The organism is Cytobacillus mangrovibacter (assembly GCF_042865275.1).
In the GTDB taxonomy this organism is placed as follows: Bacteria; Bacillota; Bacilli; order Bacillales; family Cytobacillaceae; genus Cytobacillus; species Cytobacillus mangrovibacter.
In genome coordinates this window covers 201,325-224,663 of the sequence record NZ_JBIACJ010000002.1, presented here as the reverse complement: position 1 = coordinate 224,663, position 23,339 = coordinate 201,325, and the positions used below count along the sequence as shown (strand labels likewise).

The following is a 23,339-nucleotide window of genomic DNA, read 5'->3' as shown; positions in this document are numbered from 1 at the left end:
TTGACAGATACATATTCGTCCTGTAAAATTATCTGAAAATTATTTTTATTGTGAGGTGTAAATATGTTTACTATTTTGGTTGCTGATTCAATTAGTAAAGAGGGGCTGCAGCCGTTATTAGAAATGACTAACGCTAAGGTCATTCAAAAAAAAGTGACAGATCCCGAGTCTTACTTAGATGAAATTGACGCTTTGCTTGTAAGAAGTGCGACAAAGGTGGATGAGGCATTATTAGATAAGATGCCTCGGTTGAAAATCATTGCCCGTGCTGGTGTCGGCGTTGATAATATCGATGTGGAAGCTGCTACACGTAAAGGCATCGTTGTTATTAATGCTCCAGATGGAAATACAATCTCTACCGCTGAACACACCTTTGCCATGATGGCCTCCATGATGAGAAATATTCCCCAAGCACATCAAACAGTCAAAAATTTAGAGTGGCAGCGTAATGATTTTATTGGAACGGAGCTATTCGGAAAAACACTAGGCATTCTCGGTATGGGTAGAATTGGTACCGAACTTGCCAAACGCGCAAAAGCCTTCGGGATGAATATTCATGTTTTTGATCCGTTCTTAACAAAAGATCGCGCAGGGAAACTTGGGGTTGAATTATGCACACTGGATGAAGTACTAGAGCACGCAGACATTATTACCGTACATACCCCACTTACCGCAGAGACGAAAGGGCTGATTAATGAGCATGCTCTAAGCAAAACAAAAAAAGGCGTGTTTTTTCTTAATTGTGCCCGCGGTGGAATTATTGATGAACAAGCCCTAGCAAAATATATAGGAAATGGACATGTTGCTGGTGCGGCTCTTGATGTCTTTGAAACGGAACCTCCTGGAGAAAATCCACTGCTTAAATTTGATCATGTCATTGCAACTCCACATCTAGGCGCTTCAACAAAGGAAGCACAACTAAATGTTGCTAGCCAAGTATCAAAAGAGGTCCGATTATTTTTGGAAGAAAAGCCTGTCTCAAACTCTATCAATCTACCAGCGATATCCAAAGATATTTACGAGAAAATCCGACCATTCCATCAAATGTCCAAACAAATGGGGTCGATTCTTTCACAGTGTATAAAAGAGGGGATTCAAGAGCTTTCTATTACATATTCTGGAACGGTTACAGAATTGGAAACCTCTTATTTAACAAAAGCAACACTGGCTGGCTTTTTCAAAAATAGAATAGCTGTCAATGTAAATGAAGTGAATGCCCTGCTTACGGCTAAGGAACGAGGAATTACGGTAGGGGAAAAGATTTCTGCCGATCCATTCGGATATGCAAATTGTTTAACTGTAACAGCTAAGGCTGAAGAAAAGTCTTTTGTCATTAGAGGGACTTATATCGACAATTATGGTCCAAGGATTGTTTTCTTAAATGGCTTTAATATTGATTTTCTCCCAGAGGGGAATCTCCTTTATATTCAGCACAGAGATCGTCCTGGTGTGATTGGCCGTGTTGGAAAAATTCTCGGCGACCATTCAATTAATATCGCAACCATGCAGGTTGGCAGAAAAGAAATCGGCGGAGAAGCAATCATGGTGCTTTCATTTGACAAACCTTTAGATGATCACTCATTAGCTTTACTAAATCAGCTTGATGATATTGTTTCGTTAAATCGAATTCATTTATAATAAAAATAAGCAGTGGAAGGCTTCAATAGCCGTCTACTGCTTGTTTTATTTTATCCAAGTGGGTATTCTTTTCTTACCCCATTAGAAAATGTCATGATCGATTGATATCCGGCCTCTTTTGCTAAAGCAACAGCTTGTCCAAAATCAGCTCCTACATGTTCAGGAAAATGAGCATCTGATGATAATACGATCGGAATGTTTTTCGAGAAACATTTTTCAAGCAGCCGTTTATCTGGATATAATTCACCAACCGGCTTTCTTAAGCCAGCCGTACTTATCTCCACACATGTTTTTGAATTGGCTAAAGCATCGGTCGCCCGCTCATATTGTTCTAGAAGAAACTCCTCATTCTCTGGAACATACTTGAATATTTTCACTAAATCAATATGGCCAATGATATCAAATAAATTAGACTCTGCAAGCGTAACAACTTGATCAAAATACTTTTTGTAAATTTCATTAATGTCTCTTTTTTCCCATTCATGCTTGTATTCGGCTAAATCAATGCCGAAATCGCCTATCCAGTGAATAGAGCCGATTACATAATCAAAGGAGTATGCTTGAATAAATCGTTTCATTTCTTCATGCTTTCCTGGTGTGTAATCCATTTCAATCGACATTTTCACATCGATATCCTTATCCCATGCTTGATGAAAAAGGCTGACATAATCTTTCATATCATAGTAGCGCCGTTCATTCACCCATGAATTCTGCAAGATATCTGCTGTTTGATAAAAATGGTACGCATGCTCTGATATCCCAAAACAATCAATTCCTTTTTCCTTTGCCGCATCTGTAAATTTCCGTAAATAATCTAAGCTTAATGTGCCTGTTTCTAAATGATTATGATAGTCTGTCAGCATCCTTTGGCCTCCCCAATTTTTCCCTATTATACGTTGAAGGCCTTAGTCTAGCAAACAAAAACCTTTAAGATTATTGCTCACTAACCTCATTAATTGTTCCATTTAATTCTATCATGCCCGCTTGTGTATTTTTGCCTCCGAGAAATAATAAGCTGACACAGGCTACCATAATTGCTGCAATAATAAAACGTTTTATGTAATCCACCTTTCCCCTCCTCCATTCGTTTCTACCCTATTCACCATATGAAAGGAGCTTTAGTTTTATTACAAAAAACATTCATGAGCATCTGCCAAAGACCTAGTATGTAAATGTCGGTCTGCTTAATTTCACTGCGCTGGTTATTACTTCGTACATAAAGGCTTGTTCAATTAATCAGACCGACCATTTATTTTTTCCTAGGGCACGTTAATGTTAATTGTTGATTAAGAGCCATTGGTGTACACGCGAATGGGTTTTATTCGTATGAATAACTTAATGAGCGGGTATACCAATGGCGGTTTTGTGCACCAACAATATGATTTAACACAACCTTTTACAAAAGAAAAAAGACAAGCCAATTTGGCTTATCTTTTTATTGTGGTAAACTGCGTTTATTAGCGGCCACTGGTACTTTGATTTCATTATTTAAATCAAATTTGCCTACTATATCAATATTTGTATTTTCCAATTTAACGGTCTGGTAATTAAAGTCTTTTGCTGTTAGCAGAATCGCTTCGATTGTATGCAAGGTTGGTTCATCATTATTTATGATAGAGCCGTCTCCAAAATGAATGGTCAATTTCTTTTCTGCTGGGTCTTCTTCTGTTTCAAGGCTTATCTCAGCAGGGATTGAAGCTACTAAATGTGCTTTGTCCTGATTTTCTTTCATTGCAGAGAATGCCTCGTTAATTGATTTTAACTTCTCACCATATGGAACGATAAATGGCTTGGACGTTGAATCATTTGGATAATAAAAATAATACGCATGATTGCCCAATTGTTCTTTTGGTACGAATTCTTCGATCAATCCGAAGTTACCTAACTCAACCCCCGGGTTTCCAGCAGTTAATAAATTAATTTTCTCAATATCTAATGTAGTCATCATATAACTTAGGGTATCATTGAAAATAATCTCAGTCGCCGATCCTTTTCCATATGAATGGTCAATCGGTACATCTACTGTGAGGACATTACTCTCTTCATCAAAAGTTAGATCCGCATTTAGTGGGAAATAGTCCCTTAATCCCCACTCTTCTTCCTTCAAATTCGCCATATTTTCTGTAAATAGCTCAAATTTAGATTTATCTTCCTCTTTAGAGACAAGGACACTGACAGGAACGGACATCATTACATTCGGATCCGGAATGGCATATGTCAGAACATACTTATCAGCAAGATCTTCTTCATATATTGCCGTAGCTGAATCTTCAATACCTACAGATCTGATGCCCATCTCACTCGTCGTTTCAGGCTCTGCATCTGCTGAAAACGGAGTGACTTCTTCATCCATCTTTGTCTTTTGTTCTACTTTTTCTTCATTCATCGTATCTTCCAACATTGCGATTTCAGATGAGGGTTGATCCGTATGATCTAATGCATTTTCTTGAGAAGAATTTCCATCTAAAAGGCCGGGAACGAGAATGAAAAGCAGAAGGGCCGCACCTACAGTGGCAACAGCAGGCATCATCCATACTCTTTGTCTTTTCTTATTCATCTTTACAACAATATTTTGGTATATATCTTGAGGATCACGCTCATCCTTTATCTTCGGCATTTGACTTAATAAATCCTCAATCTGCTGATCGTTCCATTCTGACTTCTTCACCATCTATCCCCTCCTTTCCAATCAATTCTTCCATATGTTTCTTTAATATCTTTAAAGCACGATGCTGAGTCGTCTTTACCTTGCTTTCCGTCCAGCTTAATGCTTCGGCAGTTTCTGCAATTGAGAATTCATGAATATACCTCATAACAATAACGAGCCGCTGATCAACCGTGCATTGATCTAGGCATCTATATATTTGTTGAATTTCCTCATTTTGTACCGCTATATCTTCAGGTATGGGTTGATGATCCTTCACCTGTGAAGTAGTCCAGTCAAATTTCTCCAATATCCGCTGCTTCCAGCCCTTTTGTTTCCGAAATGAATCAATGGCAACATTTCGTGCAATTGAGAAAAGCCACGTTTTCTCACTGCTCTTGCCTTCAAATCTTTCATATGATTTTAATACTCTAATATAGACCTCTTGTACTAGGTCCTCAGCCTGTTCTTTGTTTTTGACCATATAAAAAAGAAATTGAAAAACGTCATGATGATATTTTCTATATAATTCATCAAAAACGGAGTCCATCAGTTCCCCTCCCCGTTCAATAATATAGTCGCAATCAAATAAGAAAAAGTTACACCTTTAAATATAGTATTATCTATAGCACAAATGCGCAAGCGCCTTGATCACCCCCGACAAGCACAAGACGAGCCTCACGGAAAGGTGTCCTTTACCTTTCTGGGAGGATTGGCTTGTGACCTCGAGGGGGTAGGCGCTGGAGCTGAACGCAGTCAAACTTGTCGCAAAGTTATCCACAACATCAGATTATATAATTTCCTATGTAACAAAAAAGGAAGGATTTTCTCAGGAATCCTTCCTTTACCCAAAATAAGAAAAGCAGTCAAGCTAGACATAATGTTTCTCATGAATCAAGAACAATCGGCACAATTTTCTATATTATTCGATTTTTCGAGGAATATAAATAGAAAATGTCGTACCATGACCAAGTTTGCTTTGTACTGATATTTGCCCTTTATGAGCATTAACAATGTTCTTGGCAATAGCAAGCCCCAGACCAGTCCCAGAGCGCCCCCTTGTTCTTGCTTTATCCGCTTTATAGAATCTTTCAAAAACAAAAGGCAAGTCTTCTTCCGGGATACCTGATCCCGAATCAATAACCTCAATATATAATCCCCGCTCATCACTTCGTTCAGAAACAGTCACATTTCCCAAACTTGGCGTATGACGAATGGCATTATCAATTAAATTAGTTAACACTTGTTCCATGCGATCAGGATCAAATCTATAGCTGGATTCTTGACCATTAAGTTCTTGTGCAAGCTGGATATCCTTTTCCTTCGCTAATCCTTGAAACTTCCGAATGATTTTCTGAAGATATGGATTGATTTCTACATCTTCAGTCGTTAGTTGAATATGTCCAGCTTCCATTCTTGCAAGATCTAATAGCTCATTGACAAGTCTCCCCATTCTTAGGGATTCATCATAAATGACTCGAGCCATCTCTTTCTTTTCTTCATCTGTTCCTGCAATATCATCGACAATGGCTTCACTATATCCTTGCATCATCGAGATAGGCGTTCGAAGCTCATGTGAAACATTCGCAATAAAATCCTGCCTCAGCTTATCAAGCTGTCTTTCTTCTGTCATATCACGAATGACAGCAACGGCACCCCGAATATATTTATTATCATAGAGCGGACTTACAATCATCACCCAGAATCTTCCTTGAATAGAGATTTCCCCAACCTGTTCTTTTTCTGTGTTAACAGCCTGTTTAAAAAGCTCCATTACTTTAGATGGAACAGCGGCAGTATTTGTACCGCCTTCTTCTTGTTCATAATACCAGCTATGTAAGAAGCGATCTGCTGGCGGGTTTGTAATAAGAATCGTTCCATCCTTGCTGAAAGTGATAACACCGTCTGCCATTCCACTTAATATACTTGCAAGTTGTTCTTTTTCCTGACTTAAGGCATTCATATTAAATTTCAGCTGCTTGCCCATCTGATTAAAAGCAATAGCCAGTTCTCCAATTTCATCTTGTGAAGGAGAAGGAATCTTTGTATCAAATTTCCCCCTTGCCACTTCAAAAGCTGCCTCTCTCATTTTTCGAAGAGGTGCAGTAATTCGTGTCGATAAGAAGAAGGCAAAGATGGTTGTTAAGATAATGGCCACACCAGCAGCTAGAAAAATAAACTTTGTTGTTGTTTTGGTCGTTTCTTGCATAACCTCTAAAGATTGATAAATAAATACCGCACCATCTTCACCGCTTGTTTCATTTAGCGGTACACCGATAATTAATATTTTGGATTCATCTTTATCATTTGCTTTGCTTTCAGAGATAGAAGAAATTTTCTGGACAATTTTATCTCCTGTAAATACCTTCTTTAAATCCTTATCTTCAGTTAAATAAGTTAATGGCAATTGAAATGATTGGCTTTTATTAGGCGAATAATCATATTCTTCGGGACTATGAATAATGACAATCTTCGTTACATCATCAACTAATTCCCAAGCTATTTCCAAACCTATCTCTTTTTCATGCTCTTCTAGAATACGGGCAATTTTTTGCGCTGTATTCGTAAGCCCTCTTTCAGTCTCATTGATATGATAATTATCAAAAAACTCAAGAAGCATGATTGTTAGAATAAATAGAACAAAAGAAACAAGCAAAAGAGTGGTAATCCAAAGTTTACCTACAACACTACGCCAAAACATCATTCATTAATAACCTCAAACTTATAGCCAACACCCCAAACAGTTACAATCATTTTGGCTGCTTGCTCTGATACCTTATTTAACTTTTCACGCAAGCGCTTCACATGTGTATCAACTGTTCTTAAGTCGCCAAAAAATTCATAATGCCACACTTCTTTTAGCAGCTGTTCCCGATCAAATACTTTATCAGGGGATTTAGCCAAGAAGTAAAGTAATTCATACTCTTTTGGTGTTAAGCTTACTTCTTTTCCATCTGCTAATACTCTATGTGCATCATGATCGATCGTTAAATGAGGAAACACTATGACATCCTTTGTTGTCGTTTCTGTTTGAACAAAAGTCGTTTTAGATGAACGGCGCAGTAAAGCCTTTACGCGCAGAACCACTTCTCTTGGACTGAAAGGTTTAACAATATAATCATCAGTTCCTACTTCAAAACCTTGTACTCTGTTAACTTCCTCCCCCTTGGCCGTTAACATAATAATTGGTGTTGTTTTCTTCTCTCTTACCTCGCGACAAACTTCTAGTCCGTCTTTACCAGGCATCATCAAATCAAGTAGAATGACATCATATTCATTTCCCAACGCCTTCAAGACAGCCTCATTTCCATCCTCTGCCTCGTCAATAATGTAGCTTTCTCTTTCTAAATACATTTTTAATAAACGGCGAATTCTTTCCTCATCATCTACAACCAAAATTCTAACGTCTTTCTCCATAACTATGTCCCCCTTTACATGTATCCCCCAAGATATGTTTTAAAGAAGCCTTCACTAACGTGAAGTGAAGGCTTTTTTTCAAAAAAGAAAGGTTAATTTTTTAAATGCTGCTTAGCCTGCATAGGAGTGTAAGCCTGCAAGTACAAGGTTTACAGCTACTAGATTAAACATAATAATGATAAAACCTACGACGGCTAGCCAAGCAGACTTTTCCCCATGCCATCCCTTAGATAGTCGTAAGTGTAGATATGCAGCATAGAATAAGAAAGTAATCAGAGCCCATACTTCTTTTGGATCCCATCCCCAGAAACGTGTCCAAGCAATCTGTGCCCATATCATCGCAAATATAAGCGCTCCGAGAGTGAATACTGGAAAACCAATTAAAACAGAACGATAGGCAATTTCATCTACTAAATCAAGATTAATATGTTTGGTTAGCGGCTGCAGTGCAGCGCCTACACGTTTGCGCAGAATTAATCTGATCAATAAGTATAAAATGATGCCTGATGCTAATGACCAAATAACTGTATTCAGTTTTTTAGCATTGATAATTGCAGGCATTTCGACAAGCGGCTCAAATTTCCCATCTGTTAATAGTTCCCCTTCATGAGGACCTGTTAAAGCTGGCATATTATATTCAATTTTAGCCTCTTTATCCAATTTATCAACCCAATTAAATTCAGCTTTGTAATCAAGTGCTGAAAAAGTTGACGTAATAATAACAAACCCAAGTGTACACACAAGACCAAACATGATCGCTTCTAACCAAAAAGTACGCTTGCTTGCTTTCGTTTGGTCAATCGCTTTTACTAAGTAAATAAGTCCAGCAGCAAAGCTGATGGCTAATATCGCTTGTCCCGCAGCTGCTGTTGTTACATGGATGTGCAGCCAATCACTTTGAAGTGCCGGGATTAGCGGTGATATTTCCCGAGGAAACATACTTGCATAAGCAATCAATAATAGAGCCACCGGCATTGTGAATGCGCCCAAAATAGGTGTTTTGTAAATGAAATATATGACAATAAATGCACCTACAAGACACATGCCAAAAAACGTTGTAAACTCAAACAAATTACTTACTGGTGCATGACCTGCCGCAATCCAGCGGGTGATAAAGTATCCAACATTTAGTGCAAAACCAATGATCGATATGACTAATCCAATCTTTGCCCATTTATTTGGACCTTTCGAAGATTCTTTTCCTTTTTTATCTTTAATAGAGCCCGCGAAAAAAACTGTGGCTACTAAATATAGTATAAATGCGGCGTACAATAAATTTCCACTTAAACTTACCACCGATTTCCCCTCCTTATTCTATATTCTCCTTTTGCACTTGATCCTCAGGTTCATCAATTCCGGTATCTTCTAATACAATTTGGATTTCTCTTTTTAGTCCATGCCAATTTTTATTTGTATGTCCAGCTACCCAAACTTCATCATTTACCCTGCGAATCCAAATGCGGCGATGATTCCAATATGCACCTTGAACAACACCTATCATAAAGATAAGTCCTCCAAATGCAATAATCCAAAGCGTTAAATCCTTTCGAACGGTTAACGCTGACACATTTTTCGTATCTATTCCGACAAAATCCATCTTATAGTCATTATCACCAAATGGTTCAATTGTTTGTTGAATCGCAACAAAGCTTATCTCCCCATCCTTTTTGTCCGGTGTATGCATTTTAAAAACAAAGGCTGGATTGTTAGGAATTTTTGATTTTGTTATTGGCTCTCCCTCATCATTGAACTCAAAATCTGGGAAATAGCTGACAACCTCTACAGAATATCCATTTCCAAGATCATATTTGTCCTTAGGATCATATAAATTAATTTTAATATCACCAAAGGTTTCATTGGTCTTTTTATTAGAAAGGGCAAAGCTCATTTGATTTAATTCATTTAATTTGTAATCCACTTGATATAAAGCAAAGCTCTCAAACTTCAACGGTTCATTCACACGAATCTCATCGTCTTTTACTTTTTCAAGGTCTGGGGCTTGTCCAGCTACTGTTTCACCCTTTTTCTTGTATAAAGTCACGTTCGATTGATAGTTTTTCGCAACCATGCCATTCTTTTCAATCGCATCGCTAAATGCTTTATTATCCTTATCTTTATCATAAACTTCTAATATAAACTCATCATTCTTTAAATAATACTCGCCATCCGTTTCTGGGATCACCTTCGTTTCCCCTTCACGGACCCAAAGAATTTCATCAATATACATGCCTGGAACAAAGCGAAGCATCCCGCCAATTAAGAAGATAATTAAACCAATATGATTCACATACGGGCCCCATCTTGAAAATCTTCCTTTTTCAGCAAGAATATTGCCATCCTCTTCACGAATACGATATCTCTTTGCTTTTAATCTTTCTTTTACTTTTGAATAGGATTCATCAAGATTACTGCCCTCAGACACACCGAAAACCCGCTGGCGCTTTAAAAATCCTTCATGCCTCGTCACACGCTGAGCCTTTAATGCCCTCCATAACGGGACCACCCGGTCAAGACTGCATATAACTAACGATATTCCAATAGATGCAATTAAAACGAGATACCACCATGAGCTGTATAAATTATGGAACCCTAGATTGTAGTACAGTTCACCAATCCATCCGTACTGATCCTTATAATACTCCGCAACTGGCATGACAGGCGGAATATACATCTCCTGCGGCAAAATGGTTCCCATTGCCGAGGCAACAAGTGTAATAACGATCAGCCAAACTCCCACTTTCACAGAAGAAAAGAAGTTCCAAATTTTATCTATAATTGTTTTATTATACGTTTGCGAGCGGCGTGCACTACCTTCATAGCGCATATCTACAAGCTTCTTATCTTTTTCATTCTCCTCAAGAACTCTTCCACATGCTTCGCAAAGTATCGTTCCATGTGGATTCACATGCCCACATTCACATTTTACATGCTTCATTTTTAAAATCTCCCCGTAGCTTATGGTTGAACTTGTTCCATAAATTCTTTAATCATTTCTTCTGTCAATTGCCCTGTATGGTATTTAACGACTTTTCCATCCTTATCAATCATATAGGTTGCAGGAAGGGCACCTATTTTATAAGCTGTCTGAACCTGTCCGTCTGCATCAAGTACGATCGGGAATGATAAATTATGTCTCTCGGCAAATTTACTCACCGCAAGCTCCGACTCTCCCACATTAACAGCTAATGTTTGCACACCCTTATCTTTAAATTGTTTGTACTGGTTATCCATATAAGGCATTTCTTTTTCACAAGGCTTGCAATATGTACCCCAGAAATTCAAAAAGACTCCTTGTCCTTTATAATCCGAAAGTCGATGCTCTTCTCCATCCAAATCCATAAGGACAAAATCAGGCGCTGTTTCCCCAACAACTACCTTTTTAATATCATCTTTGGTGAAATTCGCATATAAAGTATAAGCGACTGCAGCACCTAAAATAAGTAAAATGATTGTTCTTGTCACTAAGCGGCGTTTCTTCATTACACTCTCCCCTTTAAAAAGCCAATTGTTCCATGGAACTGGGTATAAATGCATGTTTAATTAATTATTCTTAAACAGTCGATGTTAATTATACCATTTATCAACATTCTAATAATGTTTACAATTTGAAGTAACTGTGACTATTCTATGAAATTTCTTAAACCATTGTTATTCTCATTAACGCAATTTTGACTGTGAGAGCGTGCGCAATTGCTTTACTTCATGGGCTGTTAGCTCTCTAGCTTCTCCAGCATTCAAACCTTGTAGTGTTAATGTACCGTATCTTTCTCTTTTCAATTTAATAACAGGATGGCCAATTGCTTCAAACATCCTTCTTACTAGCCGATTTCTTCCTTCATGTATCGTTAGTTCGATGATCGCTGTTTGCTTCTTCTTGTCCATGGAAATTAGCTTTGTCTTTGCTGGCGCTGTTTTTCCATCTTCTAAGCGAATCCCTTTTTCAAGACTTCTCATTTCCTCTCGAGAAGGAATTCCTTTCACTTTTGCCACATACACCTTTTCTACTTCATTCTTCGGATGCATGAGCAGATTAGCAAACTCTCCATCGTTTGTTAAAAGCAAAAGACCTGAAGTATCAAAATCTAAACGCCCTACTGGATAAATCCGCTGCTCTATTTGTTGGAAGAAATCAGTTACGACCTTTCTTCCTTTATCATCCGTCACACTTGAAATGACACCCCTTGGTTTATACAGAAGAAAATAAACAGGCTCTTCCCGTTCGACAGGTATGCCATTGACTTCCACTCGATCCGAAGATGAAACCTTTACCCCAAGCTCTTTTACTATTTTCCCATTCACTTTCACATGCCCTTCCACAATTAGCTCTTCAGCCTTTCTTCGTGAAGCAAATCCTGCATGTGCAATAACTTTTTGTAATCTTTCCATTTATGTCACCCCAACTAAAGCATTATTAGAATTATACCTGTTTCTATCCTTATGAATTATGACATAAATCAACCCTTTTTCAAAGTAGCTGCTATTTTATCGCATGAAATAAAAAAAATACCCATCATTCAGGTATTTTCCTTTGGTTATATATTAGCTCCCAAATATCACTGTAACAACAATAATTGCGGCGATTATTCCTACTAAATCTGCCAAAAGGCCAACCTTTAATGCATCTCCCATTTTTCTAATTCCGACCGCACCAAAATACACAGTTAAGACATAGAAAGTTGTATCTGTGCTTCCTTGGAGGACAGATGCTAGTCTGCCTATAAAAGAATCTGGGCCATGAACAGCTATTAAATCACTTGTCATTCCGAGCGCAGCAGAACCTGAGATCGGCCGGATAATCGCAAGTGGAACAATATCAGGCGGGACACCGATTGCCTCTAACGCTGGTCTAATAAATTCCATAAAATACTCAAGTGCGCCAGATGCTCGAAAAACCGAAATGGCAACGAGCATGCCAACAAGAAAGGGGATGATCGAAACCGCAATCTTAATCCCTTCCTTTCCCCCATCTACAAAACTTTCATAAGTTGGAACTCGTTTGATTGTCCCATATATTAATATAAAGCCAATTAAAACCGGAATAAACCATAAGGAGATCACCGATACAATTGCCATGCGACTTCATCCTCTTCTAATTCTTTCAAGTAGCTTTCCAACTAAACACTTTTGGTCCTCTACTTCCCTTTCTTCATTCTCCGGTAATAAAAATATCGATCGATTAATATTGCACCTAATGCAGAACAAAGGGATGCTACTAATGTTGGTCCAACAATTTCTGTTGGGGAGACTGACTCATATTTCATCCGTATGGCAATAACCATCGTTGGAATAAGTGTAATACTCGAAGTATTGATTGCGAGAAAGGTAATCATCGATCGGCTAGCTACATCCTTTCCTCCATTTAAGCTTTTCAGCTGCTCCATTGCCTTAATTCCAAGTGGGGTTGCTGCATTGCCAAGCCCAAACATATTGGCCATCATATTGGATAAGATATAGCCCATTGCGGGATGATCGTTCGGCACTTCTGGAAAAAGCCTTTTCACAATCGGTTTAAATAAAAGTGTCAACTTTTTTAATAAACCAGCATCCTCAGCAATTCTCATCATTCCTAACCAAAAGACAAGAACACTGACTAAACCAATACATAAAGTAACTGCCTCTGCTGCTCCATTAAAAATCGCCTGATTTACCTGATCCATCGTCCCATTCACCATGGCAAAGATGATGCCAATTACGGTCATAAATACCCAAATAATATTAACCATCTGTTTTCACACCAATCATTGCAGTGAAAAGACTTCTAAACAGCTCAAAAAATGACTGCTTGTCTTTCTCTTCTCCCTGCTTGTAGTAAATCGGCATCGTTTTCACTGGTTTTTCATTAAAATATACAATCGCTTGCCCTACAATATCAGGGATATTATCTTCCCATTCCCTGTTAGGTTTTTTCATTTTATACTCAATACGGAATTTGTTCTTTTCCTTTGATGTGACAGGATAATCAAAGGAATGGTCTACATACACTTTCTTTTTATAAAACTCATCATCAATCTCTTTAATCGTTCCTTCTGACAGCACTTCTACTAAACTATATGTTTTATACCCAGTCTCATACATTTGAATATGATCATTCCAGTCATCCGGACCATTTAATGTAACGGCAATAAGGTCTAGCTTCCCTTTGGTTGCTGTTGTGACCAATGTACGCTTCGCACGTTTTGTAAATCCTGTCTTTCCACCAGTTGTATAATCATATAATTCTGTAAGCAGCCGATTCTTATTAGTCCATTTTCGATCCCAGTTTTCTTCGGGATGTGGCGACTTATAAACCTTTGTACCTGAGATTTTTTTATATTTGCTATTATTCATTGCATAACGTGTTAAAAGTGCCATATCGTAAGCCGATGATAAATGATTTTCATGATCATCAAGTCCGTGCGGATTCGCAAAATGAGTATTAGTCATGCCTATTTCTTCTGCCTTCTGATTCATTAAATAAACAAAACCGTCTAGACTTCCCCCAACATGCTCGGCTATAGCAACAGCAGCATCATTTCCAGATCGGAGCATTAGACCATAAACTAAATCCTCCAGTTTAATTTTTTCACCCGGTATTAAATAGATGGAGGACCCTTCCGCATGAACGGCCTTCTCACTTACCTTTACCATTTCATCCATTTTTCCTGATTCAATAGCTAAAATAGCGGTCATTATCTTCGTAATACTTGCAATTCTCATTGGTTTATCTGCATTTTTTTCATATAATACTCTTCCAGAGCCCTGCTCCATTAGAATGGCACTTTGTGCACTCACCGAAATCGAAGCGCTTGCTTTCTGTGGAATCATTGCAATAAAAAATGCAGAAACCAGGAGAAAGATTATCAGCTTTTTCATATTTTTCATGGCAGTCTCCTTCATTGGTTTGTACAATTTTATGCAGGACAAGTATCGATATGACAAAAAAAGGCGAAAACATGGATTGTTTTCACCCCACTAAGTCTATTAAAATGGTTTCCATTTAAGTTCTGAAGCTTTCATAAAACGATCTTGAACATCTTTCCAGTTTACAAGATTCCACCAGTTCTTTACATAATCCTCTCGTTTGTTCTTATATTGAAGATAGTAAGCATGCTCCCAGACATCCAATACAAGCAATGGAATCGTGTCCCATTGGGTCAAGATCATATGTCTTTCGGATTGTAATATTTCAAGATGATGTGCCCGCGGCGACCAAACAAGTACAGCCCAACCGACACCTTCCACTTCTTTTGCTGCTTGTGTAAATTGCTTTTTAAATGCTTCAAAGCTGCCAAAATACTTTTCTATCGCTTTTAATAAAGCACCCGATGGCTTTCCTCCACCATTTGGGGTCATATTATTCCAGAAAATCGTATGAAGATAATGTCCTGAACCATGGAAAGCAAGCTCACGTGACCAATGCTTCACTAAAGAAAAGTCACCTGATTTCCTCGCCTTTTCCAACTCCTTCTCCGCCTTATTCAATCCATCCACATAGGATTTATGATGTTTATCATGATGCAACCGCATAATTTCCTCAGAAATATATGGCTCTAATGCATTATAAGCATATGGCAATGGAGGCAGCGAATGATTCCCTGCTGCTACGCGAGACTGATTCACATACCCCATTCCAATCTCCTGTCTTCTTGTGAAATAGGCCTCCATTTCTGCATGCAGCTCTTCCACATGGTTCTGTATTCCGACTATTTCTTCATTGCTTAATGGATCCCTAATCCCTTCCATAATATTGGTTATATGCTCCATCTTCTCCCAAAGCTCACTATTTTCATCTACCTCTTCTGACTCAAGAAACGCATGCATTTCTTGATTCCAATTGAACACATCACGAATATAATCATCCATCTTGCTCATACTGATCCCTCTTTCCTCCATGATCCCTTTCTATCGTATGAATACCAGAAGGAAAAATTGCTTTTCCTATTACTATTAGGAAAAACACTAAAAGCATCAATGTTTATGAAAACTGCCATTAAAAAAAGAACAGCCTGGTTTAGGCTGTTCTCAAATTAAGTATTCTATTGCGGTTGGACGATGTAATCTAATGGCGAACGAAGGCTATGGCTCTTCTTAGTCTCCAAATCTTCAAATATAGCTGGGAGTTTAGCATAATCAATATCTTTGAAATACGAGGCAAATTCATTCTTTGTATTAATGTATACACGTTTGCGATGGCGGAAGCCTGGATTCTTTAATAAACAGACGAGTGCAACGATATCTCTAAATTCAACTTCCCTTGAACCTACTGTAAATAGGGGACTGGTTTCAAAAGGGGTAAATTCTTGAATAAATTCATCAAAATAACGGACATATAGTATATGTAATGTTTTTTCTTGTCCATCTTCTTCAAAGATCATTTCACTTCTATTAAAGAAATCCTCAGAAGTATTGGACTTTTCCTTTTCTAGCTCGTATCCTTTACACTGTTTAATCAGCATTTAAATCCCTCCCAATACATATAGAAAATGCTTCATTATAAAATGAAGCACTTTTTTACAATTGGCTCTGTTAAACGGGTCTGTTGATTTCCGCTCCAGGTTGCTCGCTTTCCGCGGGGTGGGCGCTGAGCCTCCTCGACGCTAAAGCGTCTGCGGGGTCTCACCTGTCCCACTCTTCCCGCAGGAGTCTCGCACCTTCCGCTCCAATCAACAGGGTACAAAAATAACAATTAGCATTAACACAGCCTTACAATTATATATTATCACAAATAGACTAAATTGTATGAATAAATCAGGAATCCATCGTTTCTTGAAATGTGCCAAAGAACAAATCGGCTTCATCTTGGAAATCATCATCGACTTTTTCTGGGAGTGGAGGTAATTCTTCAATTCTCTTTAATCCGAAATAATCTAGAAATTCCTTCGTTGTTCCATAAAGAAATGCCCTTCCTGTTCCTTCCGCTCGGCCTACTTCTTTAATCAACGCTTTAGCTGCTAGGGTATGGATCGGCCTCTCTGTCTTTACACCCCTGATTTCTTCAATTTCTGTTCTTGTTATCGGCTGCTTATACGCAATAATAGCGAGCGTTTCTAGTGCAGCTTGAGATAATGTTGCAGCTGTCGGAGTTGTGACAAGCCTTTTTAAATACGCTGAGTTTTCCTTTTTCGTTGCCAGCTGAAACGTATCTGCAAGCTCTACGATTGTAATACCACGCATCAAATCCTCGTTATAGTCCTTTATTAGTTCTTTAATGATTGCCTCTGCTTGCTGCTCGTCTACTTCAAGAACAAGGGCAATCTGCTTTAACGATAGTCCTTCATCACCAGCAGCAAATAGGAGGCTTTCGATTATTCCTTTCAAATGATTAATACTCATCGGTTCCCTCCATTGCACTTACAAATATTTCCGAAAAATTATTTTCTTGTTCAATATGGATCTCATGTCGCTTAATTAGTTCCAATACTGCCAAAAAAGTAACAACGATTATTTCACGATCAAAAACCGGAAAGAGATCATGAAAACACTTGCGGCCCTTTATTTGTCGTAAATCATCAAGAATTTCAGCCATTCTTGTCTCAATCGGAATTTCTTGACGAGTAACTTTCGCTGAAATTGGTTTTTGCAGTTTCTGTCTTCTCAATAGCTTTTGAAGTGCACCTAGCATGTCATATAAGGAAACATTTAGCTCTGCTTTTTCTGGCTGCATTTCTTTAGCAAAATCAGATAGATCACTTGGAGGCTTCGTAAATATTAAGCCTCTTTCCTTCTCCATTTCTTTCAAATCCTCGGTTGCTTCTTTAAATTTTCTATATTCGATTAGTCTTTCAACTAGCCCTTCCATTGAATCTTCCTCAGGTTCTAAATCGAATTCATCATCAAATAAATCTTCCTCATGCTTCGGAAGCAGCATTTTGCTTTTTATCGCAAGCAAGGTTGCCGCCATAACAAGATATTCACTTGCCACATCAAGCTGAAGCACTTGCATCGTATGGATATATAATAAATATTGCTCTGTTATTTCTGCAACTGGTATATCATATATATCAATTTCAAGCCGATTTATTAAGTGTAGAAGCAAATCAAGCGGTCCTTCAAATGCGTCAATTTTCACATTATAATGTTGCATAACTACTCACCAAAATTTCTATTATTAGTTCCCAAATTAAGACTATATCTAGTATAAATTATAAAAAGTAGTTGTCCAATAAAAAAATTCACTTGGTAAAAATGGGAATATCCAAATAAAATCTTCTTGCGCCCATACAATTTGGCATTTGCCTACATAAAATGATTTTGAAACAAAAAAAGGAAAACAGGAGGTATGATGTATGTCGCGTGGAAATAAAGGGTGCGAAGGAAACTACGGAACAGGATTTGCTCTAATTGTCGTCTTGTTCATCTTACTAATAATTGTTGGAGCTTCATGGTGCTAGAACTCCATTTTAATGCTAAAGTCTATTTTTAAAAAAGGCTTCTGTTGACAAAAACATTGTTGATTGGAGCGGAAGGTGCGAGACTCCTGCGGGAGGAGTGGGACAGGTGAGACCCCACAGACGCTTTAGCGTCGAGGAGGCTCACCGCCCACCCCGCGGAAAGCGAGTATCCTGGAGCGGAAATCAACTTCTACCAATTACATGCTAAAAGCAACAAAGTTTGCGAAAAAACTAAACAAAAAAACTCTTATATTATAATAGGAGCATCACCCCATTCTGTGGTACGATATAGTGAAACTTCCTTCGATAAATATATTTCTATAGGGGTGATGCTGTGTATCCAAAAGAATATATTGAGTTCTTAATCCATTATCATGGCGATAGGGATTATTTTGAATGTCACGAAATTCTAGAAGAATATTGGAAACGTGTCGAACCAAATAATAAACAGTCTATCTGGGTAGGACTCATCCTCCTAGCCGTTTCTAATTATCATCATCGGCGTGAAAATGACAGAGGTGCCGAAAGAACCCTTAGTAAATCCATTTTCATTCTTAAAAAGGAAAAGGCAAAGTTGCAGGATTTAGGACTTGATTCTGAAAAGTTCTTAACCGATTTACTAATGATGCAAGCGGATATTTCTTCTGGCAGGAAATATTCAAGCTATACACTGCCGATTCTCGACCAATCATTAATCTCTTTGTGCAAAGAAAGATGTCTCCATCACGGCTTCGAATGGTGTACGGATAGCGATTTAGAACAAACAGAATTAGTTCATCGCCACTCCCTTCGAGATCGAAGTATGGTTATTCAAGAACGTTTAGAAGCTTTGAATAAAAGCACTTGGATGCAATAAAATAAGAAAAGGCAGAGAGTTTCATTACTCTCCGCCTTTTTCTGTATGGATATTGAAATCACATTTGCTTAAGAATGATTCTGTATTTTCGTTTGCTGTTAGCTTCTTTTGTGGGAATACTTCACTTAAAGCTTTAACCATTGACTTGCCAATCCCTTGATGTCTATGCGAAGGATTGACTGAGATATGTTGAATCATAGCTGAATCATCAGTTAGCAAAATCCCCATTAATCCAATGATGTCCTCCCCTGTTTTCCATAAAAACAATTGCAGATTCTCATCATTTTCATATTGTTTCATCGTTTGCTGGAGTTTTTTGAGATCTTTTTCGTTTGGCATAAAAGATAACAAACCCATCGCAATCTTTTCAAATGTTTTCTTATATCGTATTAACATCATTATCCCTCATTATAATCAAGCATTCCATCTTATTTTTCCCAAAATTTCATTATTTCAAACTGTACTCATAGTATATGTACGAAGCATTTGTTTGTACACAATGTTTAATTCTTAATCAATAAATAATTCTTAAAATAAACAACTTGGGTATTTACTTTGATGGAACGATCATAAGCCAATAATAAAGTCCCCATGATAGGCTGATAGCTAATAATAGAATAAAAAATAGCCAATTGTTCTTTTTCATAAATCCTCCTGTAACAAAATCATAACGGTTGTTAATAAGAGCATGGATTATTTATATTCTACACGAAACCTATCTATTTTGCCATGGTACTCTTCTAATTAAAATAATTCAAAATAAAAATACCTGTGGAGAATACGTTCAAATAGTGATCCAAAGAAACAGAACACAATTTCCCCCGCATACTCCACAGGCGTTATAACAACATCCAATAATTCCAAAAATGAAGTTTAGTTATTAATCTTTTCTTTAATAGACAAGTCCATTCGAATAAGATCTTCATATGTTTCTCGCTTAACAACAAGCTTTGCTTGTCCATTTTCAACAAAGACAACAGGCGGTCTTGGAATCCGGTTATAATTATTAGCCATCGCATATCCATATGCGCCTGTACAGAATACAGCTAATAAATCATCACTGCCTGGCTTTGGCAATGGGATATCCCAAATTAGCATATCCCCAGATTCACAGCATTTCCCTGCAATAGACACCGTTTCACAAGTCGTCTCTAGCGCTCTGTTAGCTAGGACTGCTTCATATTTCGCCTGATAAAGAGCGGGTCTAATATTATCACTCATCCCGCCGTCCACGGCAACATACTGACGTATATTAGGCACTTCTTTTCTAGAACCTACTTTGTATAAGGTTGTACCCGCATCTCCTACAAGGGATCGACCTGGTTCAATCCAAATTTCAGGCATGTTCATTGCATATTTCTCCACCTGCTTTTGTACCTCTTCAATGATTTCTGCAACATATTGTGCTGCTGGCAGGGGTTGATCTTCATTTGTATATCGAATACCAAAACCGCCGCCAAGATTTAACACCTCTGATTCAAAAGCAAGCGATTCCTTCCACTCATTCAGTTTCTCAAATATTTTTTGGGCAGCTATTAGAAAGCCCGCTGTTTCAAATATTTGTGAACCAATATGACAATGTAAGCCAAGCACTTCCATTCTTGAAGATGCTAAAGCAATCGTTAGCGCTTTTTCAGCTTGTCCATTCTGTAAATCAAAGCCGAATTTAGAATCTGCCTGTCCTGTTGTAATGTATTCATGTGTATGGGCTTCAACCCCTGGCGTAACTCGTAACAAGATTTTCGTATTCGTGTCCATTGATTCACAAACCGATTCGAGAAGCTCCAGCTCATAAAAATTATCAACAACAATACAGCCTATTTTGTATTTCAAGGCCATTTCTAATTCTTCTTTGCTTTTATTATTCCCATGAAAATGAATCCGTTCAACTGGAAATTTGGCCGCAATCGCTGTATATAACTCACCACCTGAAACTACATCAAGCGATAAACCCTCTTCGTCTACAAGTTGAACCATTCCAATTGACGAAAACGCTTTGCTTGCATAAGCTACCTGGGCTGTTACCCCTAAATTTTCAAACGTTTGCTTAAAGCCCCTTGCTCTTTCTCTAATTAAAGCAACATCATATACATATAAAGGTGTTCCAAATTGTTCGGCCAGCTCTACTGTGTCTAATCCACCAATCTCAAGATGTCCCCTTGCATTCACTTTCGAAGTACCGTGAAAATACATAAATTTCCCTGTCCCCTTTAAACACCTTATTTTATGAGAGAAATAGACAGTATCTATTGATAGAAACTGTCTACTTCTTCCCCTCTTTCGTCTATAAAAATTAATTTTAAGAAATTTTAACATAATTCGGTGAAATCTGCAATTGACATAGCTTATTTAACTGGCTGTTTATAGCGATTAGCTGTATGTGTAATACTTGGACGGATTTTTGACCCAGGGACAGATGTACGAATCAATATTTGCCATAATGCTATCGGGTGAAACGGAATAAACGGCCATAGATACGGTGTGTTTAGCGCCTTGAGTCGTGCAAGCCATAGGATATATAAGGTGATGCTCACAACGAAGCCAGGTGTATGGAATATAGCGACCGCAATCAAAATGACTAGCCTTACGAGCTTATTTGCTATACTCAATTCGTAGCTCGGGGTTGTATATGTTCCAATAGCGGCGACAGCAACGTAAAGAATAACCTCAGGTACGAATAAGCCCACATCAATCGCAATTTGTCCAATTAAAACGGCCGCAATTAAGCCCATGGCCGTAGATAATGGGGTGGGTGTATGAATGGCAGCGATCCGCAGTAATTCAATCCCAATTTCCGCCATGAACAATTGCACAATTACAGGTATATTGGTCTCTTCATTTGGTCCAATAAAGGCAATACTTTCAGGTAAAAGAGACGGCTCAAGTACAAACAAAAACCAAAGCGGCAGCAGAAATAAAGAGGAGAGCACACCAAGGAAACGAAGCCAGCGTATAAATGTTCCTACAGCTGGTGATTGTCTGTACTCTTCTGCATGCTGCAAATGATAGAAGTACGTAGTAGGAGAGATCATCACACTTGGTGAAGTATCAACATAAATTAATACATGTCCTTCAAGCAGATGAGCCGCAGCCACGTCCGCCCGCTCTGTGTAACGAACAAGCGGGTATGGATTATACCCTTGCTTTAAGAGAAATTCTTCGATTGTTTTATCAGCCATCGTAATTCCATCAATCTTAATTGCTGCAATTTCTTTACGAATGACGTCGATCAAGTCTGGATTGGCTAAATCTTTAATATATCCAATGGAAACATCCGTTTTAGATCTTTCTCCAACCCTCATAATTTCAAATCGCAGTCTTTCATCACGGATTCTTCTTCTTGTTAAGGCGGTATTAATAATGATATTTTCTACAAAGCCATCCCTTGAACCACGAACTACTTTTTCTGTATCTGGCTCCATCGGTGTACGGCCTGGATAGCTTCGCACATCAACAACTAATCCGTGAGTTTCGCCTTCCATCACAACAACAATTAATCCTGAAAGGACTTGATCAACAAGTTCATCCAATGTCTTTATTTGGGCAACGGATTGGTGAACTAGCCGATTCTCAACGATTTTGCTCAGATTAGTTGATAATTTCTCTTGATCATTAATAGCTACTAATTCTTCCACTATCTCAATGATAAATTGCGTATCTGTTAACCCATTAACATAATAGAAATGTACATCTTTCCTAAGAATGATTAGCTTTCTTACACCTAGATCAAAGCTTTCTCCTAGACCGATCCTATCTTTCATATACTTTTCAATTTCATCTAATGACTCTGGGATAGGCTTTTTATCCTTCGTTTTGCTATCTGCCATGAAAACCACTCCTTTCCAGAATAAGTTCTACAGCTTTTTTTGTAATTGGGGAGCCAACATCATAATGGTCTTTTTTTGCCATCTTACCAATATCACCAATACCGACAATGATCGGAACATCTATTTCATCAAGGCAATAAACAGTATCCCCATAAATTCTGCCTTTTTCCATTTCAGGAAGACCAAATTTATCTACTCCATATGGTGTCAATTCTCCATCGCGATCAATACAAACATCCACTCTCGACCATTCAGCCTGCCTTGTTTTTGCAGCAACGGCAATGATTCCTAATACATCGATATCCTTATGGCACGCAACATACTTTAAGGCACGCTCACCTGCACCTTCACCTGCAAGGCCACTATCATCAAACATGACGAAAACAGGATCATGTGCTGCTTTTTTGATAAGCTTAACAATTAGGGGGCCATCTAGAGTTGTCGGATTTCCATGTGATAAGGAGATACATCTCCCACCAACTTCCCTTGCTACAAGCTCAACTGTTCTTCTTGCATAATCATCCCCATCAGTTATTAAAATAACGTGCCTCCGGTCGTCCATATGTAATTTCCTTTCCTCTTAATTT

General features: G+C 38.1%; 24 protein-coding genes. 3 read left to right on the top strand and 21 right to left on the bottom strand.

The genetic code is table 11. From position 1 onward, the window contains the following. Positions 1-63: 63 nt before the first annotated feature. Positions 64-1,638 carry a phosphoglycerate dehydrogenase gene (gene serA, locus ACFYKT_RS04475; protein WP_389216039.1) on the top strand — a complete coding sequence of 525 codons (1,575 nt, stop codon included), beginning with the start codon at positions 64-66 and terminating at the stop codon, positions 1,636-1,638. A 50-nt stretch (positions 1,639-1,688) separates the two neighbouring features. On the opposite strand, the gene ACFYKT_RS04470 is transcribed toward serA, so the two are convergent. The 17 genes from ACFYKT_RS04470 to ACFYKT_RS04390 all read right to left on the bottom strand — a co-directional run bounded on the left by ACFYKT_RS04470 (position 1,689) and on the right by ACFYKT_RS04390 (position 17,762). After that, positions 1,689-2,501 (bottom strand): histidinol-phosphatase, encoded by an 813-nt coding sequence (locus tag ACFYKT_RS04470; RefSeq protein ID WP_389216036.1) that lies wholly within the window; start codon positions 2,499-2,501, stop codon positions 1,689-1,691. A 70-nt stretch (positions 2,502-2,571) separates the two neighbouring features. Then, on the bottom strand, positions 2,572-2,706 hold the full coding sequence (locus ACFYKT_RS04465) for a hypothetical protein (RefSeq protein ID WP_389216033.1): 135 nt from the start codon (positions 2,704-2,706) through the stop codon (positions 2,572-2,574). Positions 2,707-3,073: 367 nt separating this feature from the next. Next, complete coding sequence (locus tag ACFYKT_RS04460) at positions 3,074-4,309, bottom strand: hypothetical protein (RefSeq protein ID WP_389216030.1); 1,236 nt, start codon at positions 4,307-4,309, stop codon at positions 3,074-3,076. Further along, the gene (gene sigX, locus ACFYKT_RS04455) at positions 4,272-4,832 is read right to left on the bottom strand and encodes an RNA polymerase sigma factor SigX (RefSeq protein WP_389216027.1); all 561 of its coding nucleotides are present in this window, start codon (positions 4,830-4,832) and stop codon (positions 4,272-4,274) included. The genes ACFYKT_RS04460 and sigX overlap by 38 nt, the downstream gene beginning before the upstream one ends. 372 nt (positions 4,833-5,204) lie before the next feature. Continuing rightward, complete coding sequence (locus tag ACFYKT_RS04450; protein WP_389216025.1) at positions 5,205-6,986, bottom strand: ATP-binding protein; 1,782 nt, start codon at positions 6,984-6,986, stop codon at positions 5,205-5,207. Continuing rightward, a complete protein-coding gene (locus ACFYKT_RS04445) occupies positions 6,983-7,699 on the bottom strand; it encodes a response regulator transcription factor (protein WP_389216022.1) in 717 nt (238 codons plus the stop codon). The genes ACFYKT_RS04450 and ACFYKT_RS04445 overlap by 4 nt, the downstream gene beginning before the upstream one ends. A gap of 111 nt (positions 7,700-7,810) precedes the next feature. Further along, positions 7,811-8,995 carry a c-type cytochrome biogenesis protein CcsB gene (ccsB, locus tag ACFYKT_RS04440; RefSeq protein ID WP_389216019.1) on the bottom strand — a complete coding sequence of 395 codons (1,185 nt, stop codon included), beginning with the start codon at positions 8,993-8,995 and terminating at the stop codon, positions 7,811-7,813. Positions 8,996-9,008: 13 nt separating this feature from the next. Beyond that, a complete protein-coding gene (gene resB, locus ACFYKT_RS04435) occupies positions 9,009-10,634 on the bottom strand; it encodes a cytochrome c biogenesis protein ResB (RefSeq protein ID WP_389216016.1) in 1,626 nt (541 codons plus the stop codon). Positions 10,635-10,654: 20 nt separating this feature from the next. After that, positions 10,655-11,179 (bottom strand): thiol-disulfide oxidoreductase ResA, encoded by a 525-nt coding sequence (gene resA, locus ACFYKT_RS04430; protein ID WP_389216014.1) that lies wholly within the window; start codon positions 11,177-11,179, stop codon positions 10,655-10,657. A 177-nt stretch (positions 11,180-11,356) separates the two neighbouring features. Next, the gene (rluB, locus tag ACFYKT_RS04425) at positions 11,357-12,085 is read right to left on the bottom strand and encodes a 23S rRNA pseudouridine(2605) synthase RluB (protein WP_389216011.1); all 729 of its coding nucleotides are present in this window, start codon (positions 12,083-12,085) and stop codon (positions 11,357-11,359) included. Between the two features lie 153 nt (positions 12,086-12,238). Next, positions 12,239-12,772: a spore maturation protein gene (locus ACFYKT_RS04420; protein ID WP_389216008.1), complete on the bottom strand. Its 534-nt coding sequence runs from the start codon at positions 12,770-12,772 to the stop codon at positions 12,239-12,241. A 59-nt stretch (positions 12,773-12,831) separates the two neighbouring features. Continuing rightward, positions 12,832-13,422 (bottom strand): nucleoside recognition domain-containing protein, encoded by a 591-nt coding sequence (locus ACFYKT_RS04415; protein WP_389216005.1) that lies wholly within the window; start codon positions 13,420-13,422, stop codon positions 12,832-12,834. After that, positions 13,415-14,560, bottom strand: a complete 1,146-nt coding sequence (locus tag ACFYKT_RS04410; protein ID WP_389216002.1) for a D-alanyl-D-alanine carboxypeptidase family protein — start codon at positions 14,558-14,560, stop codon at positions 13,415-13,417. Before ACFYKT_RS04410 ends, ACFYKT_RS04415 begins: the two co-directional genes overlap by 8 nt. Before the next feature lie 99 nt (positions 14,561-14,659). Beyond that, positions 14,660-15,550 carry a superoxide dismutase gene (locus tag ACFYKT_RS04405; RefSeq protein ID WP_389215999.1) on the bottom strand — a complete coding sequence of 297 codons (891 nt, stop codon included), beginning with the start codon at positions 15,548-15,550 and terminating at the stop codon, positions 14,660-14,662. A gap of 164 nt (positions 15,551-15,714) precedes the next feature. After that, complete coding sequence (locus ACFYKT_RS04400) at positions 15,715-16,134, bottom strand: hypothetical protein (protein ID WP_389215997.1); 420 nt, start codon at positions 16,132-16,134, stop codon at positions 15,715-15,717. 292 nt (positions 16,135-16,426) lie between these two features. Then, positions 16,427-17,011 (bottom strand): SMC-Scp complex subunit ScpB, encoded by a 585-nt coding sequence (scpB, locus tag ACFYKT_RS04395; RefSeq protein WP_389215994.1) that lies wholly within the window; start codon positions 17,009-17,011, stop codon positions 16,427-16,429. Continuing rightward, positions 17,001-17,762, bottom strand: a complete 762-nt coding sequence (locus tag ACFYKT_RS04390) for a segregation/condensation protein A (protein WP_389215992.1) — start codon at positions 17,760-17,762, stop codon at positions 17,001-17,003. Before ACFYKT_RS04390 ends, scpB begins: the two co-directional genes overlap by 11 nt. A 202-nt stretch (positions 17,763-17,964) precedes the next feature. On the opposite strand from ACFYKT_RS04390, the gene ACFYKT_RS04385 reads away from it, so the two are divergent. Together ACFYKT_RS04385 and ACFYKT_RS04380 are read left to right on the top strand one after the other, a co-directional pair. Then, positions 17,965-18,069, top strand: coding sequence for a YjcZ family sporulation protein (locus ACFYKT_RS04385; RefSeq protein ID WP_389215989.1), 105 nt, complete (start codon positions 17,965-17,967; stop codon positions 18,067-18,069). Positions 18,070-18,403: 334 nt separating this feature from the next. After that, positions 18,404-18,925, top strand: a complete 522-nt coding sequence (locus ACFYKT_RS04380) for a DUF309 domain-containing protein (RefSeq protein WP_389215986.1) — start codon at positions 18,404-18,406, stop codon at positions 18,923-18,925. A 24-nt stretch (positions 18,926-18,949) separates the two neighbouring features. On the opposite strand, the gene ACFYKT_RS04375 is transcribed toward ACFYKT_RS04380, so the two are convergent. The 4 genes from ACFYKT_RS04375 to ACFYKT_RS04360 form a co-directional block, all read right to left on the bottom strand. Beyond that, positions 18,950-19,321, bottom strand: a complete 372-nt coding sequence (locus tag ACFYKT_RS04375; protein WP_389215983.1) for a GNAT family N-acetyltransferase — start codon at positions 19,319-19,321, stop codon at positions 18,950-18,952. 477 nt (positions 19,322-19,798) lie between these two features. Next, positions 19,799-21,118 carry a diaminopimelate decarboxylase gene (gene lysA / locus ACFYKT_RS04370; protein WP_389215980.1) on the bottom strand — a complete coding sequence of 440 codons (1,320 nt, stop codon included), beginning with the start codon at positions 21,116-21,118 and terminating at the stop codon, positions 19,799-19,801. Positions 21,119-21,270: 152 nt separating this feature from the next. Beyond that, positions 21,271-22,752, bottom strand: a complete 1,482-nt coding sequence (locus ACFYKT_RS04365) for a spore germination protein (RefSeq protein WP_389215977.1) — start codon at positions 22,750-22,752, stop codon at positions 21,271-21,273. Continuing rightward, on the bottom strand, positions 22,742-23,314 hold the full coding sequence (locus ACFYKT_RS04360; protein WP_389215974.1) for a stage V sporulation protein AE: 573 nt from the start codon (positions 23,312-23,314) through the stop codon (positions 22,742-22,744). Before ACFYKT_RS04360 ends, ACFYKT_RS04365 begins: the two co-directional genes overlap by 11 nt. Positions 23,315-23,339 lie beyond the last annotated feature (25 nt).